This window comes from Bergeyella cardium, assembly GCF_003614945.1.
Taxonomy (GTDB): Bacteria; Bacteroidota; Bacteroidia; order Flavobacteriales; family Weeksellaceae; genus Bergeyella_A; species Bergeyella_A cardium.
The window spans coordinates 1,772,985-1,787,244 of sequence record NZ_QYCZ01000001.1 but is presented as its reverse complement, the minus strand read 5'-3'; the positions used below and the strand labels follow the sequence as shown (position 1 = coordinate 1,787,244).

Below are 14,260 nucleotides of genomic sequence, written 5' to 3'. Positions count from 1 at the left end.
TTTTTAATGTACTTTAATGCCATTAGCTTACTGCCTCTCGTATCCGCACAAGCTTTTCGAGCAGTGGCTCGAGCAAATCGAGCTTCAGCATATTCGCTCCATCTGATTTCGCTACGGATGGCTCAGGGTGGGTTTCTATAAAGAGGCCATCTACACCTACTGCTACTCCTGCTTTGGCTATTGTTTCTATCAGCTCAGGCTTTCCACCCGTTATCCCACTGGATTGGTTGGGCTGCTGTAGAGAATGCGTTATGTCAAGTATCGTTGGCGCATAGTTTTGCATCACTGGAATCCCACGGAAATCCACAATAAGGTCGGTATAACCGAATGAGTTCCCCCGCTCAATAATTCCTACCTTGTTATTACCAGAATCTTTCACTTTTTGTACGGCAAACTGCATTGCTTCTGGCGAAAGGAACTGCCCCTTCTTCAGTGTAACGGTTTTCCCTGTCTTTGCTGCTGCTGCCACAAGGTCTGTCTGCCTCACGAGAAAGGCTGGTATCTGTAGCACATCTACATACTCCGCTGCCAGTTCAGCATTGGCCACCTCGTGTATGTCTGTCGTCGTCGGCAGGTCATATTTATCCCCGATTCGTCTGATAATCTCCAGCGCCCTCTCATCCCCTATGCCCGTAAAAGAGTCTATCCTTGAGCGGTTTGCCTTTTTAAATGAGCCCTTAAAGATATACGGTATTTTGTATCGGTTCGAGAGCTCCAGCACCCGCTCTGCAATCTCAAAAGCTGTCTCTTCATTCTCGATCGCACAAGGTCCCGCTATCAGGAAGAAGTTTTTCGAGTCCGTGTGCTTCATTTTATCCACTGTTAATAGCATAATATATTATTTTTAATTGATTTTACTTAATGAATCTCGTATTGTCTATCGCGTCTAATGAATTTTCTTCAATAAATATAGCAAAATACTTTTCTTCTAATGATTTTTATTTAATGCATACCCCAAAATCTTTCAAATCTAATTGATTTTATTTAATGAATAAATGCCCACACAATAGCGGGCATTAATTTCCTCCGATGAATAATAAATAACGGCTCTCCGCCCATCACATTCGCCCTGCTACTCATCGCCTCAAGCCTGCGGCCTACAGCTTACTGCCTACTGCCTGCCGATTTTCTCTCATACAGGTTATAATCCGTCCCTGAGGGCTTCAGCTGATAGATTTTTTCAAGCCATTTGTTCTCACTGCTCAGGTGTTCTTTTATTCGGAACTTCCTCAGCAGCCTGTAATGTTCCTTGTAGAAGTCTGCGTGGGGCTCTTCATTCAGGTCGGTATAAGATAAAATGTATTTTGGCTCTCGTTTTCGTATCGTGTTATACTTATAGTTCTCTCGGTCATTGATGATTTCCTCCTGCACCTCCTTATCCACCAGCCCCACCTCGTCTATCGTCCTCAGGCCAGAGAAATACGGCACAAATCCTGCGGGTTCTAAGAATATCCACTCCTCTTTGTCCGTCTCGTACCCCTTTAAGTACAGCCCGATGCCTCTTCGGTAGTTCCATTCACCGTTCCCCGTCGCTACGGAGTGTATCATTTGGAAGAGGAGCATCGGCAAGATGTAGAATACACTCAAACTCGCCACCCACAGCCCTCTTTTTACCTTTTGTTCAATCACAAATATCAATACGGGAACGAAAAGTAACACCTGCGGAACCCAATAATACCAATCGAAATAGCTCCTCTGCGAGAGGAACACCACCTGCTTCACCCATCCGAACGAAAACAATGCAATGATGAAGAAATTCCTCTCTTTCCTCTCTCTGATGAGGTAGATGAAGCACAAAAGTTCAAATGCGAGAACCAATATCGTGAATGGGTTAATGCTCATCGGCAGCTTCAGCATCCCCCAGAAGTTCCCGAGGTTGATCCAAAACAAGTGCAAGTGCTCATTAAAGCTCAGGCTCTTCTCATACGCCAAGCTTTTCGCCTTTATCGTGTTGTTTATAACCTCATCAAAGTAAAGAAGGTTGAAGGATAATGCCGCGCCTACTCCTATCACTCCTCCGAGCACAAACCACCACTTGATTTTCTTCCTCCATAACACATCAGCAACGAATATAATCCCCAGGAATATCACCGTGTCTATCCGCGTAAAGAGAATAAGCGGCGGCAGTACGATTAGCGCCCAGTTTCTCGCCTTATAGAAGCCGTAGTACAGCAAACTCATCTCAAGGAAGAAGAGAATCCCATATTCCATCCCAAGAATCGATACCTTGATAGAAGGAGGCAGCATCCCGAATATCAAAATGAATAATGCCCTTTGCTTTTCACTCTCGAGGAGCATCTTCGCCAGCAGGTAAGAACCTATTGTGAAGAGTGTAGAATTAAAAATAAGAATTGGGTAAATGAAATTCTCCTTCCCCAATATCAAATTAAACAAGTAAGATACGAATACATACAAGTGGGTAGTAGATGCCGAGATTTTCGTATCACCATTAAAGCCTATCACACCATAATCGAGCAGGTTCTGAGCTACTCTCCAAGTGATGAAGGCATCTTCCTGTATGTGGTGTGTCAGTAGAAATGGCAACTTTATCAGAACGACGAAGACTACTGCGAGTACCGATAGTTTCTGTTTCATTATTGCGTTACTTTCATTATCTGGTTGGTTATTTGGTTCAGTTTTTCCTCTTGGTAGGTAGAGTCATACGGCTTCATTACCTCAAACAAGAACTGGTAGAAAGGCGCAATCTTCTGTATATTGTCCGCCTCTCTCATCGCTTTCTCTTTGCCCATCTGCTCAAGGTCTTTTATAAAGTTTTCATACCTCTTGTCTATCGGCTCTATGGATTTCACAAGGTATTGATAGCCTTTATCCTCTTTCCCCATCTTTTTATAGGCATCTACTACGGCACCCACGACTAATGAGTACTCAAATGGCTTCGAGCGGAGGGTTTTCCCTGCAAACTTCTGCTCATAGGCAGACAGACCTGCATAATAATCATATTCCTTAAAGATTTCTCCTTTCAGGCTTTCTGCCAGCTTTAGCCCTTTCCCTTCTTGACCAGAAATAATATAACCATAGACTATGGAACTCAAAGAACGAGGGTCGTTATACTTGCTCACAGGGATTTCCCTATTGGCAAGATCGAGTATTTCCACTGCTTTTGCCTTTTGCCCTTTGCTTGCGAGTGCATCGGCAGCCCGGCTGGCAGAGCTCCTGTAGCTTACGATGTTGGAGGTACAGGTTTCATCAAAATGCACACTCAAATCCTTGAAATTCCCCCAGCGATAGTTCTTCACAATGCGGTAGAGGTCGTCTGCCACTACTCTTCCCATCTCGCCAGACTCCTTTTCCTTTGTTTGTATCGGTACGAGGCGATAGGAGAAGCCATCGAACTGTAAGTAATCATTTAAGAAGAAGATATTTTCATCTTCATAAATCCCTCCAGAGGAGAAATTAATCGTTCGTTTCCAGTCAAAATGAGCGAGGATATCCATCAGCATAAGTCCGTTTTTAAACATCGTTTGTGGCTTGTAGGTAATCACAAGATTATCCACTGTATTGGGCAAATCTTCCTTGCGAATGATTCCTGCCTTTATCGCGTTTGATTTATTTACAGGAATGTACATTTTATTACAAGGGATGAAGTTAAATCTCTCGTATCTGGTATCTCCAAAGTAGAATTTAAGTATCTCGTCTTTCTCCGCAGATTTAATTTTGAGGAATCTCAAGGCATCTTTCACCGAGATAGAATCCATCGTAGCATATTTTCTAAGACTTGGGAAAGCATCTTTGTGGAAGCCATTTTCTTCAAGGTTGTCGAAGAAGTTTTTCCATCTTTCTTTTGAGAAAACCAGAATCTGGTCATTTGTCCCGTCTCTGTAATCCTCGTGCTTTAATGACGAAGGCACTGGCATTGAGTTATAGGTTCGCCTTTTAATCTGGTCAAGGTACCAAGGGGTCTGCGCAAGGGTGAAATTAACCACCTTTACATCATCTCGGAAGCCTTCGGTTTCTTGTATAGCCCAAAGTGGGTAGGTATCATTATCTCCATAGACAAAAATAATGTTGTCTTTATTCAATGATTTTAATACCGAATAGGCATAGTCATACGCTGCATATCTTTTGCTTCTGTCGTGTGGCGTATAGTTCTGGAAGCCCATCATCATTGGGATAAAGAGCAGTACCACACCCGTTAAAATGACGGATGAGTTCTTATTAAACTTCCTCTGGATAAGGTTTAAAATAGCCCCAGCTCCCAGACCTATCCAAATTGCAAAGGCGTAGAAAGAGCCTACCATTGCATAGTCTCTCTCTCTCGGTTCAAAGGGTTTTACTCCTGTGTAGAAGATAATCCCCACACTTGTTAGTACGAAGAGTGAGAGTAGGGCGTAGAACCTCCCGAAGTCTCTTTTCACTTGGAAATAGAAGCCTATAAATCCTAAGATAAGCGGTAGGAAGTAGAATTTCACGGTACTCTCATTAGAGTACATCTTTGGCATATCCTCTTGGTTGCCCAGCAGAAGATTATCAATGAAAGAGAAGCCCGAAATCCAGTTTCCTTTGGTGTTTTCCATATGCCCTTCTAAATCATTCTGCCTTCCTGCGAAGTTCCACAAAAGATATCGAAAGTTATAATACCCATTCTGAAAGCTGATAAAGTAATCGAAGTTCTGCCAGAAGGAAGGCTTTTTTACCTTAATAAGATTATATTTCTTTACTTCCAGATAGTCATCAAGGGTTATGCTCCCATCTTCGTATTTTGCTCTAAGCTCATCAAATGCCTGTTCTGCCTCCGGGCTTTCTGTTATATAAGGATTATCAAAATTAAATTCAAAATCAGGAGCTCCGTACATAGAGATGTAGTTACTCATTACATCATCACTTTCATTAAACATACGGGGCATAAAGCTGGTGTGGGCTTTAGCATATACATAATTAAACCGCTCGCCTACCTTTCGGTACTCGCCTGTGGTATAGTCGGGCTCATAGACATCTCCAAACTTCAAGAGTCCATCATCTTTTACGGTTTTATAGCTTCCGTCATCGTTTCGTTCTATGCCGTAGTTATCGAGCTGTGCGGTGTAGTTTTGTCCGTATATCGTAGGCCAGTCGCCGTATTGCTCACGGTTGTAATAGTCCAGCATCCCAATAGCAGTATTGGGGTTGTTGAGGTTCATTGGTGGGTTAGCATTCGCTCTGATGGGGATGACCAGCCAGCACAAGAAACCGATAATCATAAAGATAACCGAGAGTGCTATCGTTTGGTTCAGGCTTTTCTTTGATTGGATGGCAACCTTTAATCCAATAAGGCAAAGCATCACCAAGATAATAAAGGCAATCGCTGTTCCCGAGTTGAAAGGCAGTCCCAAGCCATTGACTGCAAAGATTTCCGTCTTCCCAAATAAAGACATAATCAATGGGAATATAAACTTAAAGACAAGGGCTAATATCAATAGCGTAACCCCATTTGCGATGAGGAAAGACTTCCAGCTAAATTCATATTTCTTAGCATAAAATATAAGGCATATCGCAGGTATTGCCAGCATACACATCATATGTACCCCTACCGAAAGCCCTATGATAAAAGAGATAAGTATCAGCCACCGCTGATGGTGTGGGGTATCAAACTCCCGCTCCCATTTTACGATGAGCCACAGCAGTAATGCGATAAACATTGATGCCATAGCATAGACCTCGCCCTCCACTGCCGAAAACCAAAAGGTATCTGAAAAGGTAAAGCTCAGTGCTCCGATAACTCCTGCAAAAAGCACAGCGATATCGCTGCTTTCAGTCGCTTCGCCATTAGATTTGATAAAGATATTCCTCACCAAATGGGTAATCGTCCAAAACAGGAAGAGTATCGTAAAAGCACTAAACAGTGCTGAAGTTGCATTAATAACCAATGAATAATACTCCCCATTCCCCAATGCAAATATCCCCATCACTGCACCTACCAACTGAAAGAGTGCGGCACCAGGGGCGTGGGTTACTTCGAGTTTCACTGCTGAGGAAATATACTCCCCACAGTCCCAAAAGCTGAAATTAGGCTCTATCGTAGAGAGATAAGTAAGGAGGGAAATTCCAAAAACTACCCACCCTGTAATCGTATTCCACTTTTTGAAAGTTTGGTTATCCATAAAACAACAAAATCTTTTTTCGCCCCCAAAAGTAAGGTTTTAAAAATAAATACACCGTAGCCGGTGGGGCACACTTAGGACAAGATAACCACGCACCCATTAAGCTAACAGCCAAAAGCCAGCAGCCAAGAGCCAACTGCTATCAGCCTCTTATTATAAGCGCTTTCTATCTTGAGAAGGATAGACTATCTATCATTATAAGAATAGACATCCTATTACGCTCGTAATAGACACTCTATTACGGTAAGGATAGACACTCTATTACGCTCGTAATAGACTCCCTATTGAGGGAGGTGCTATCCTACAACAACTTGAGAGCACACCTTAGCGGGTGAGGCACTTACCACAAACTTCCCCCCCCCACAGCCTACTGCTTATTGCTTATTGCCTTTTTTATAAACCCCATTTTTATGTATTCGTAGAGGGAGTGTCGGCTAATGAGTAGGGAGACTACAGAGGAGATAATTCCTGCGAGCATCAGATGGAAGATGAGGGAATGCCTGTCGGTCATCTCCAATACGATAATGGCAGAGGTAAAGGGTGCACGGGTAATCCCCGTGAGGAAAGCGACCATCCCAGAGAGTATCACCACATTGGTTTCGGCAGGAGAGAGGTGGATAAGGTCAGAGAATACCGCACCTATGCTTGCACCGATACTGAGGGCAGGAGCAAATATCCCCCCTGCAGCACCAGAAGTGAAGGAAAGAGCACAGCCTATCATTCGTATAAAAGGGGTGTACCAGGCTTTTTGTTTCTGTTCGGAGAAGAGAACATCTTCTATCAGACCTTTACCCGAGCCTAATATATCTGAGCTGAGAAAATAAGATATAGAGGCAATCACAAGAGCAGAAAGGATGAGAAAGAGGATGTTTGAGCGGGTGCTTTTAAGTTTGTCTTCTTTCCATCGGCTGAGTTTGAGGATGTAGATAGAGAACTGGCTGGCGAGGAGCCCTGAAATCCCAGAAACGAGAATGACAGGTAGCATTACGAAAAGGGTAATGTTTTGCGTCTTAGGATAGCCGAGGTAGAGATAGCTCCCTGCGAGGGTTTGAGAGGTGAGCCCAGCAATGATTACCGCTGTGAAGAGAGCGGTTTTAAAGTACTTAATATGGGTTTTGGCAAGCTCTTCAATAGCGAAGACGATTCCTCCCAAGGGTGTATTAAACGCTGCGGATAGCCCTGCGGCAGCACCCGTCATAATCATATTTCTTTCAGAGATTTTTACCCACCATTTGGGCAAGTATTTATTAATAGTGGTGAATACGGAGCCTGCAATCTGAATGGTAGGACCTTCACGCCCAACGATACCTCCACCCATTACCATTAGCATAGACGAGAGGATTTTAATGATGAGAACTTTGATGTTGAGCAGTCGGTGTACCTTTTTACCATTGGCAGGTGTGGCGAGGTCTATGGATGCCATTACCTGCGGAATGCCACTGCCTTTTGCATAGGGAGAGAAGCGCTTAATGAGCCACCACGAGGCAACGAAGCACACGGGCGTAAGGATAAATATCAGGAGGGGATGAATGCCGAGAATCATTTTTAGAAAATCCTCTGCCCAATGGAATGCTTTTGCATAGAATACCGCTAAAATCCCTGTGATGACTGAGCCTACCCAGAAAGGTATTGCCTGTAGTACAGATTTCTTTAGCTTGTCGTTATAGTTTCTGTCAAAGTAATATTTGAGTTTTGCCCTTATGCGCTCTGCCCATTTTTTCATTCTGCAAAAATAATAAAGCCATTGAGAATAATCACCAAATACCCACCCTAAACCCAAAGGAAGTTTAAGGTATTTTGTATTTTCGCGATTCATTAATAATAATCAGGTCAGATGAACTATATTTCGGCAGAGCATTTATCAAAATCCTATGGTGTAAAGACCTTATTTAAAGACATCAGTTTTCATATCAATGAAGGGGATAAAATAGCTATTGTAGCGAAGAATGGAAGTGGGAAATCTACTCTGCTCAAAATTTTAATGGGTAAAGAAATTGCCGATGAGGGTGAGGTGAGCATTAATAAGGATATTCAAGTGGTGTTGTTTGACCAAGAAATTAGCTTTGACCCCAGCTTAAGCGTAGAGGAGTTTATGATGAGTTTAGACTCCCCACCTATTGCAGCACTTAGGAATTATCATCGAGCATTGGCGTCTAACAGTCCCCGAGAGATGGAGCTCGCCCTTGCGGAAATGGAAAGCCAAAAGGCGTGGGACTTGGAAAATGAGATGAAGCAAATACTCTCTCAGCTCAAAATAACCGAGCTCTCAACAAAGATGGGGCAGCTCTCTGGTGGGCAGGTCAAGAGGGTCGCGCTGGCAAAGCTCCTTACGGAGACTCGAGCGGAGCACAGGCACACTTTACTTATTATGGATGAGCCGACCAACCACCTGGATGTAGAGATGGTAGAGTGGCTGGAGAACTATCTGAACAAGGCAAAACTTACTTTACTGCTGGTGACCCACGACCGATATTTCCTCGATTCAGTCTGTGATATTATCTGGGAGATGGAGGATTACACCCTCTACACTCACCAAGGGAGTTATGCCACCTACCTTGAAAATAAAATGATTCGTGAGGATAACCTCAATGCTACTATTGATAAAGCCAATAACCTCTACCGTAAGGAGCTGGAGTGGATGAGGAGGCAGCCAAAAGCACGGACGACCAAGTCTAAAAGCCGTATAGATGCCTTTTACGAAACCGAGAAAGTGGCGAAGACCAATACTAAGAAACAATCTCTGGAGCTGGACTTTGAGATGAAGAGATTAGGCAAAAAGATTCTGGAGCTCAAGCATATTGATAAGAGCTTCGGAGATAATGTTCTGCTTAAGGACTTCTCTTATCAGTTCCAACGGGGCGAGAAGGTAGGTATTGTCGGTAAGAACGGAGCGGGAAAATCCACCCTGCTCAATATTATTCAAGGACTGGAGCCTTATGACAGGGGAGAGATAGAAACAGGCGAAACCATTAGATTCGGCTATTTTTCCCAAAAGGGACTTTCATATAATGAAGATGAGCGGGTGATAGATTTCATCCGAAATATCTCTGAAAACTTTCCTTTGGCAAATGGGAAAACCATCTCTGCATCGCAGTTTTTAAGGCTTTTCCTCTTTGATGACTATACTCAGTATTCGCCCATCGTCAAGCTCTCGGGAGGGGAGAAGCGCAGGCTACACCTGATGTTTGTACTCTACCAAAACCCGAATTTCCTCATCTTTGATGAGCCTACGAACGATTTGGATCTCCCAACACTCACCGTGCTGGAGAATTTTCTTATCAACTTTCAGGGTTGCCTCATCATAGTCTCTCACGACCGCTATTTTATGGACAGGATTGTAGACCGCATACTGGCATTTGAGGGTGAGGGTAAAGTGAAAAATTTTACAGGGAACTTCTCCCAATACAGAGAGATGAAGGCACAGACTAAGCCCAAAGCAGAGCCACAGACCGAGCGCAAAACTCCTGATGAAAGAAAGCCCGAACCTCAGATATCTGCCGTAAAAAGAAAGCTCTCCTTTAAAGAACAGCGAGAGCTGGAACAGATAGAAAAGGACATTCCCGAGCTCGAAAAGCAGAGAGACCTTATCCTCCAGCAGCTAAATAATGAGACCGATTATACTAAAATATCAGTGCTCTCTGCCGATTTAGAAGCGGTATCTGAGAAATTAGAAACGGCAGAAATGCGGTGGTTAGAATTGCAGGAATAAGACGAATAAAGAATAAAAGATTACCACCCATCAGTCGATGATTTTTCTTTATGCCAATAGGAAAAAAATAGCATCAGTATCCAATCGAAAAAACATAGTGATGAAAAAAAATTTCATCACTATGAAATTAGGAAAACATAGTGATGAAATTCCAAAAACATAGTGATGAAAAAAAAAATCATCACTATGAAATTTTTTTTACATAAAAAAGAAAGATTTTTTCTAAAAGTAGGGGAGGGGAGAGGCTCTACTTTGCCCCTTTTTTCGTCTCTGGTAAAGCCCTTGAGGATTGGGTGTGAAAAAGAAAAATCCTCCCTGCTGAGGAGGGAGGAAATAGGGGTGATTTTATATTATAAATCCTTTTTGTTAAACTTAATCAAGCTGAGAAAGAGAGGGATGGCTATCCACACGCAGAGGATAAGCAGCGAGACTCCCATACCGCCTCCGCTACCGAAAATCTCCTTGAATATCGCCCCTGTTGCCCCGAGCATTGCAGCTACATCTAACTGCAAAAGCACAAAAATACGGGAAAGACCTATTGGATTGAGCGCTGTGAGAGTTGCCATTGTACCTTCGATAGGATAATCTGACAGCTGGAAAATGAGAAGAAGCAAGATGCTATCATATACCAAACTGAAAAATATCCATATAAAAATAGAAAGCCCAATACCCTTTGCTCGGTCTTTTGCGGAGATGGACATCAGCATAGCGAAAGCAGTGAAGATGACCGATAGGAAGCAGCCCGAAATAATGAGCGAGAAGCCCGTTTCCAATGATGAATAAAGGAAAATAGGCAATGCACAACCGATGAGGAATGCCGCGATAAGCGCTGTAGAAATTCCAATAAAAATTCCGAGCCAGATGCGAGTTCGTGCGACAGGCTGGCTTAGGAGCAGCTCGATGAACTGGCTACTGTTATACACATAAATCGTAGAAAAAATAACACTTACCAGTGGTACCAGCAAAATGACTACATTGAGAAGGCTGGCTGTAGCTTTGGAAGAGTTTTCTTCCAAACCGAGAAGCGCCCACGAGATGAGGAACAAAATGGCAGTATATACCAGTACGATTTTATTTTTTAGGATATCAAAAATGATAAATTTAGCTGTATTATTCATCTTTCATCTGTTTTAGGATACTCACAATAGCGTCGGAAATCTTTTCTTTACCTGTGGTTTGTTGCAATTCTTCCACTGGTTGATGCACGAGGATGCGTCCCTCATTCATAAAAACAATCTGCGTAATAATCTCATCGAGCTCACTTAAGAGGTGGGAGGTAATTATAATCAGTTTGCCCTTATCTTTTTCTTTGATGATTTTGTTCTTTAAAATCTCAGAGGCAAGAGGGTCTAAACCAGCTGTAGGCTCATCGAGAATAATGATTTTGGGGTTAAACATAAACGCAAGTACTGCACTTACTTTCTGAGTGGTACCACCGGAGAGGGTACTCATTTTCTTATGATACATTTTTTCCAGCTCGAAAGCCTCCAGAAGCTCGGTGTCTATCTGGTCTTTTGGATACTTCCTAATGTCTTGTATCATCTTGATGGTCTGCCCAATCGTCATATTTTCAGGGTATCTTCCTATTTGTGGCATATACCCGATGTGCTCGCGGTACTGGAAATCATCCCGTACATTTTTTCCATCTACTACAATACTGCCTTTTTCTATTACATTAAGCCCCAGTATACTCTTGATGAGGGTAGTTTTACCACAGCCATTGGGACCGATGAGAGCAATGGATTGGCCTTCGCTGAAATTCAGGTTAATATCGTTCAAAGCACGAAACTTCCCAAAATTTTTTATTAAGTTTTTTATCTGAATCATATTTGTCAATCTTCGTTTTTATACACTGAATAAAGGGATGTTTTCCTTTGGTTTTATTTTCTTGTATTTTTCTTCATCATTGGTTCTTTATCTACGAAATTCTCCGGCGTAAGGCTTGGAACTATTTTTTCGGTCTTTTCCAGCAGGTCTACAAAGAAGGTTTTGTAGAGTAGCATTACTGAGGGGTTCTTTTCCGTAAGTACGGAGTAGAGGCTTAGAGGGTAGAAAGGTACATCTCCTATGCCGTCTTTATTGAGGTCGTAGCCTTCGTATTTATCCCAGTAATTGTACTTAAATTCATTCATCATTGTACTGCCATTGGTACTGATATCAAAGGTATTATTGATGAAATTGTTATAAAAGAGCTTGCTGTCTCTACTGTTAGCATTAATCTTAAGCCCCCAGCCGTTGTTTACAAAGGTATTTCGTTCTATTTCCATCTCCGTAGCACCGTCTACCAATACTGCGGTGGTATTACTTCTGAAGATGTTATTTTTTATTTTGCTGTACTGTATTTCTTTTAATAGCAGTCCGTATGCGGCATCTCCCCAGTTGTCCTCAAAGATATTGTATTCCATATCTACATTTTTAGTGTACATAACGGCTACGCCAGCAGAGTTGTTTTTGAAGGTATTGCCTTTATAAACATTGTTGTGGGAGAACATAAAGTGGAGCCCATAGCGCATATTCTTATAAGAGTAATTCTTATAGATGAATGAAGAGCGCACCCGTTCTAAATAGATACCGTCTTTGTAGCCAGAGATATAGTTATTCTTGATCCAAATCTCATCGCATTGCCAAGCGTGGATACCGTTGCCACTCTGCTCTTGGTTGGTCGTTCTATTAGAAATAAAGCGGTTGTTTTTTATCAAACATCTGAAGCCTCTTTGGATATAAACTCCGAAATAATTATTCTGGAAGATATTGTCTTGAATGGTGGTAAACTTACTGTCGTATAACCTTATAGCACCGATGTTTTTAAACTCATTCTTCCCTGAGTTGATAAGTTTAAACCCTTTGAGAATAATATGATTCGCTCGGAAGGACATAATCTCGTATTTCATTTCGCCATCGAGCACAGGCCTCCCCTCGCCAATAAAGGTTAATGACTTTGTTACATTGATATTCCCTTCCTTATAATGCCCTTTTTTTACCAATATAGTGTCTCCGTTTTTAGCGGCTTCCATAGCTTTTTTAATGGTTTTGTATTCTTCGTTTGCACCGACTTTATATACTTTGGCAAAAGCAGAACTGAAAAATAAAAGCAAGAGGATTGAAAATAATAATCTCATTCGTATTAGATTAAAATGATGATAGGTCTGTACTATAAAAAATATTGCAGCCAACTGATGCCAACTGCGATATTCATTTCGAAATCAATATTTTAATGATTTCGTTTAGTGATTGTGCATACTGTGAGGGTTTTCTTCCCCTCCTTCATTGTGATGGTGATCCTCAGTAGAAGACTGCTGAGGTTCTGAACTTGCACCGAGTTTTTCTGCAAATTTTGTAGCCTTAGTCTTGTCTAAGAAAGCGGCTCTATTGCCTCCCATAGGGCTTCTAAGTTCTCCGCCATATATAAATGTTGCTTTTTCTACTGGGATAAGCTCGTGGCTCTCAAAGTCTGAAACATAATGTTTGGAGTCTTTGGTTTTATCAGAATGTTCTTCATTATAACCTTCCAAGCAGGTAATGTCGTCAAACTTATACACTCGCCCTTTAGATGTAATAAGCTCAGCACCGTATTTATTATCAGTAATGGTCATCTGGCAGTGGTCGCACTGATCTTTTCCATAATTGATAGGCTGTGGCTCATTATTAGACTGGCAAGCTGTGAAAGCGATTGCAACAATAGAAAAAGCAACTTTATTATATAACTTCATAATTCAAGTGTTTAGGAGACAAATATACTTAAATTTTGATATTGAGCAATATCTAAGGCTGTTTTAGGATTCTTTTTTTGCGCTTTTAAACTCTTTTACTGATATCAGAAAAAGTAAAACTCCTACTGCAAACATAATAGAACCTCCTAAATGTGGCCAGGATGCTGCTTTAAAATTAAGTAAATCTTTCGGTCCAATGAGTGGTGGCTGGTAGCTCATACCAGGGATTTTAATAGCGGCATCATCGGCTAAGGTATGTCCATAGTCATACTCCCAATACCAGAAGTCAGTCATAAAACCGATACCGAATAAAAGGAACAGAATCATAACAAAATACAGAAAACTTCTTTTCTTGATGAATGCTGCGAGAATACAAAGAATGCCATAAAAAGCAAGAATATAATTCATATAAGTAAATTCCCAGAAATCGCTGGCATTAATCTTTTTCATCCCGATATAGTGGTTTAGAGGATTAATTTTATCCAAATCTCCTGTTATTTGATCAGAGTAGAGATACATATTCAAGCCTTCTGGATATTGTGGTGCCCATAAATAGATCCACCATATAGGAACAAACATACAAACGAAAAGACCGATACCACTAAGGATAAGGATTGTTTTGGACAACCCACTAATTGTATTAGATTTCATTATACTTTTTTATTTAAAAAGGGCGGTTGTACCCGCCCTTTAGATGATTAATAAAAATTATTGATTCATCGGTTAGAGCTTTTATTACTTTT

The 14,260-nt window shown here is 41.6% G+C and carries 10 protein-coding genes; 1 reads left to right on the top strand and 9 read right to left on the bottom strand.

Going from position 1 to position 14,260, the window contains the following annotated elements:
• Positions 1 to 22: 22 nt before the first annotated feature.
• From kdsA to D8991_RS08030, 4 genes are all read right to left on the bottom strand, one after another.
• On the bottom strand, positions 23 to 832 hold the full coding sequence (gene kdsA, locus D8991_RS08045) for a 3-deoxy-8-phosphooctulonate synthase (RefSeq protein ID WP_120489609.1): 810 nt from the start codon (positions 830 to 832) through the stop codon (positions 23 to 25).
• A 272-nt stretch (positions 833 to 1,104) separates the two neighbouring features.
• The gene (locus D8991_RS08040; protein WP_120489608.1) at positions 1,105 to 2,595 is read right to left on the bottom strand and encodes an LTA synthase family protein; all 1,491 of its coding nucleotides are present in this window, start codon (positions 2,593 to 2,595) and stop codon (positions 1,105 to 1,107) included.
• Positions 2,595 to 6,098 carry a glycosyltransferase family 117 protein gene (locus D8991_RS08035; protein ID WP_120489607.1) on the bottom strand — a complete coding sequence of 1,168 codons (3,504 nt, stop codon included), beginning with the start codon at positions 6,096 to 6,098 and terminating at the stop codon, positions 2,595 to 2,597. Before D8991_RS08035 ends, D8991_RS08040 begins: the two co-directional genes overlap by 1 nt.
• Positions 6,099 to 6,465: 367 nt before the next feature.
• On the bottom strand, positions 6,466 to 7,821 hold the full coding sequence (locus D8991_RS08030; protein WP_120489743.1) for a chloride channel protein: 1,356 nt from the start codon (positions 7,819 to 7,821) through the stop codon (positions 6,466 to 6,468).
• 111 nt (positions 7,822 to 7,932) lie between these two features.
• Here D8991_RS08030 and D8991_RS08025 point away from each other — a divergent pair, with 111 nt between their 5' ends.
• A complete protein-coding gene (locus D8991_RS08025; protein ID WP_120489606.1) occupies positions 7,933 to 9,807 on the top strand; it encodes an ABC-F family ATP-binding cassette domain-containing protein in 1,875 nt (624 codons plus the stop codon).
• Positions 9,808 to 10,157: 350 nt separating this feature from the next.
• On the opposite strand, the gene D8991_RS08020 is transcribed toward D8991_RS08025, so the two are convergent.
• The 5 genes from D8991_RS08020 to D8991_RS08000 form a co-directional block, all read right to left on the bottom strand.
• Positions 10,158 to 10,925 carry an ABC transporter permease subunit gene (locus D8991_RS08020; RefSeq protein WP_120489605.1) on the bottom strand — a complete coding sequence of 256 codons (768 nt, stop codon included), beginning with the start codon at positions 10,923 to 10,925 and terminating at the stop codon, positions 10,158 to 10,160.
• On the bottom strand, positions 10,918 to 11,634 hold the full coding sequence (locus D8991_RS08015; RefSeq protein ID WP_120489604.1) for an ABC transporter ATP-binding protein: 717 nt from the start codon (positions 11,632 to 11,634) through the stop codon (positions 10,918 to 10,920). The genes D8991_RS08020 and D8991_RS08015 overlap by 8 nt, the downstream gene beginning before the upstream one ends.
• 53 nt (positions 11,635 to 11,687) lie before the next feature.
• Positions 11,688 to 12,926 (bottom strand): nitrous oxide reductase family maturation protein NosD, encoded by a 1,239-nt coding sequence (locus D8991_RS08010; protein WP_120489603.1) that lies wholly within the window; start codon positions 12,924 to 12,926, stop codon positions 11,688 to 11,690.
• Between the two features lie 105 nt (positions 12,927 to 13,031).
• Positions 13,032 to 13,517, bottom strand: a complete 486-nt coding sequence (locus D8991_RS08005) for a nitrous oxide reductase accessory protein NosL (RefSeq protein WP_120489602.1) — start codon at positions 13,515 to 13,517, stop codon at positions 13,032 to 13,034.
• Positions 13,518 to 13,580: 63 nt separating this feature from the next.
• A complete protein-coding gene (locus D8991_RS08000) occupies positions 13,581 to 14,168 on the bottom strand; it encodes a hypothetical protein (protein ID WP_120489601.1) in 588 nt (195 codons plus the stop codon).
• Between the last annotated feature and the right edge of the window lie 92 nt (positions 14,169 to 14,260).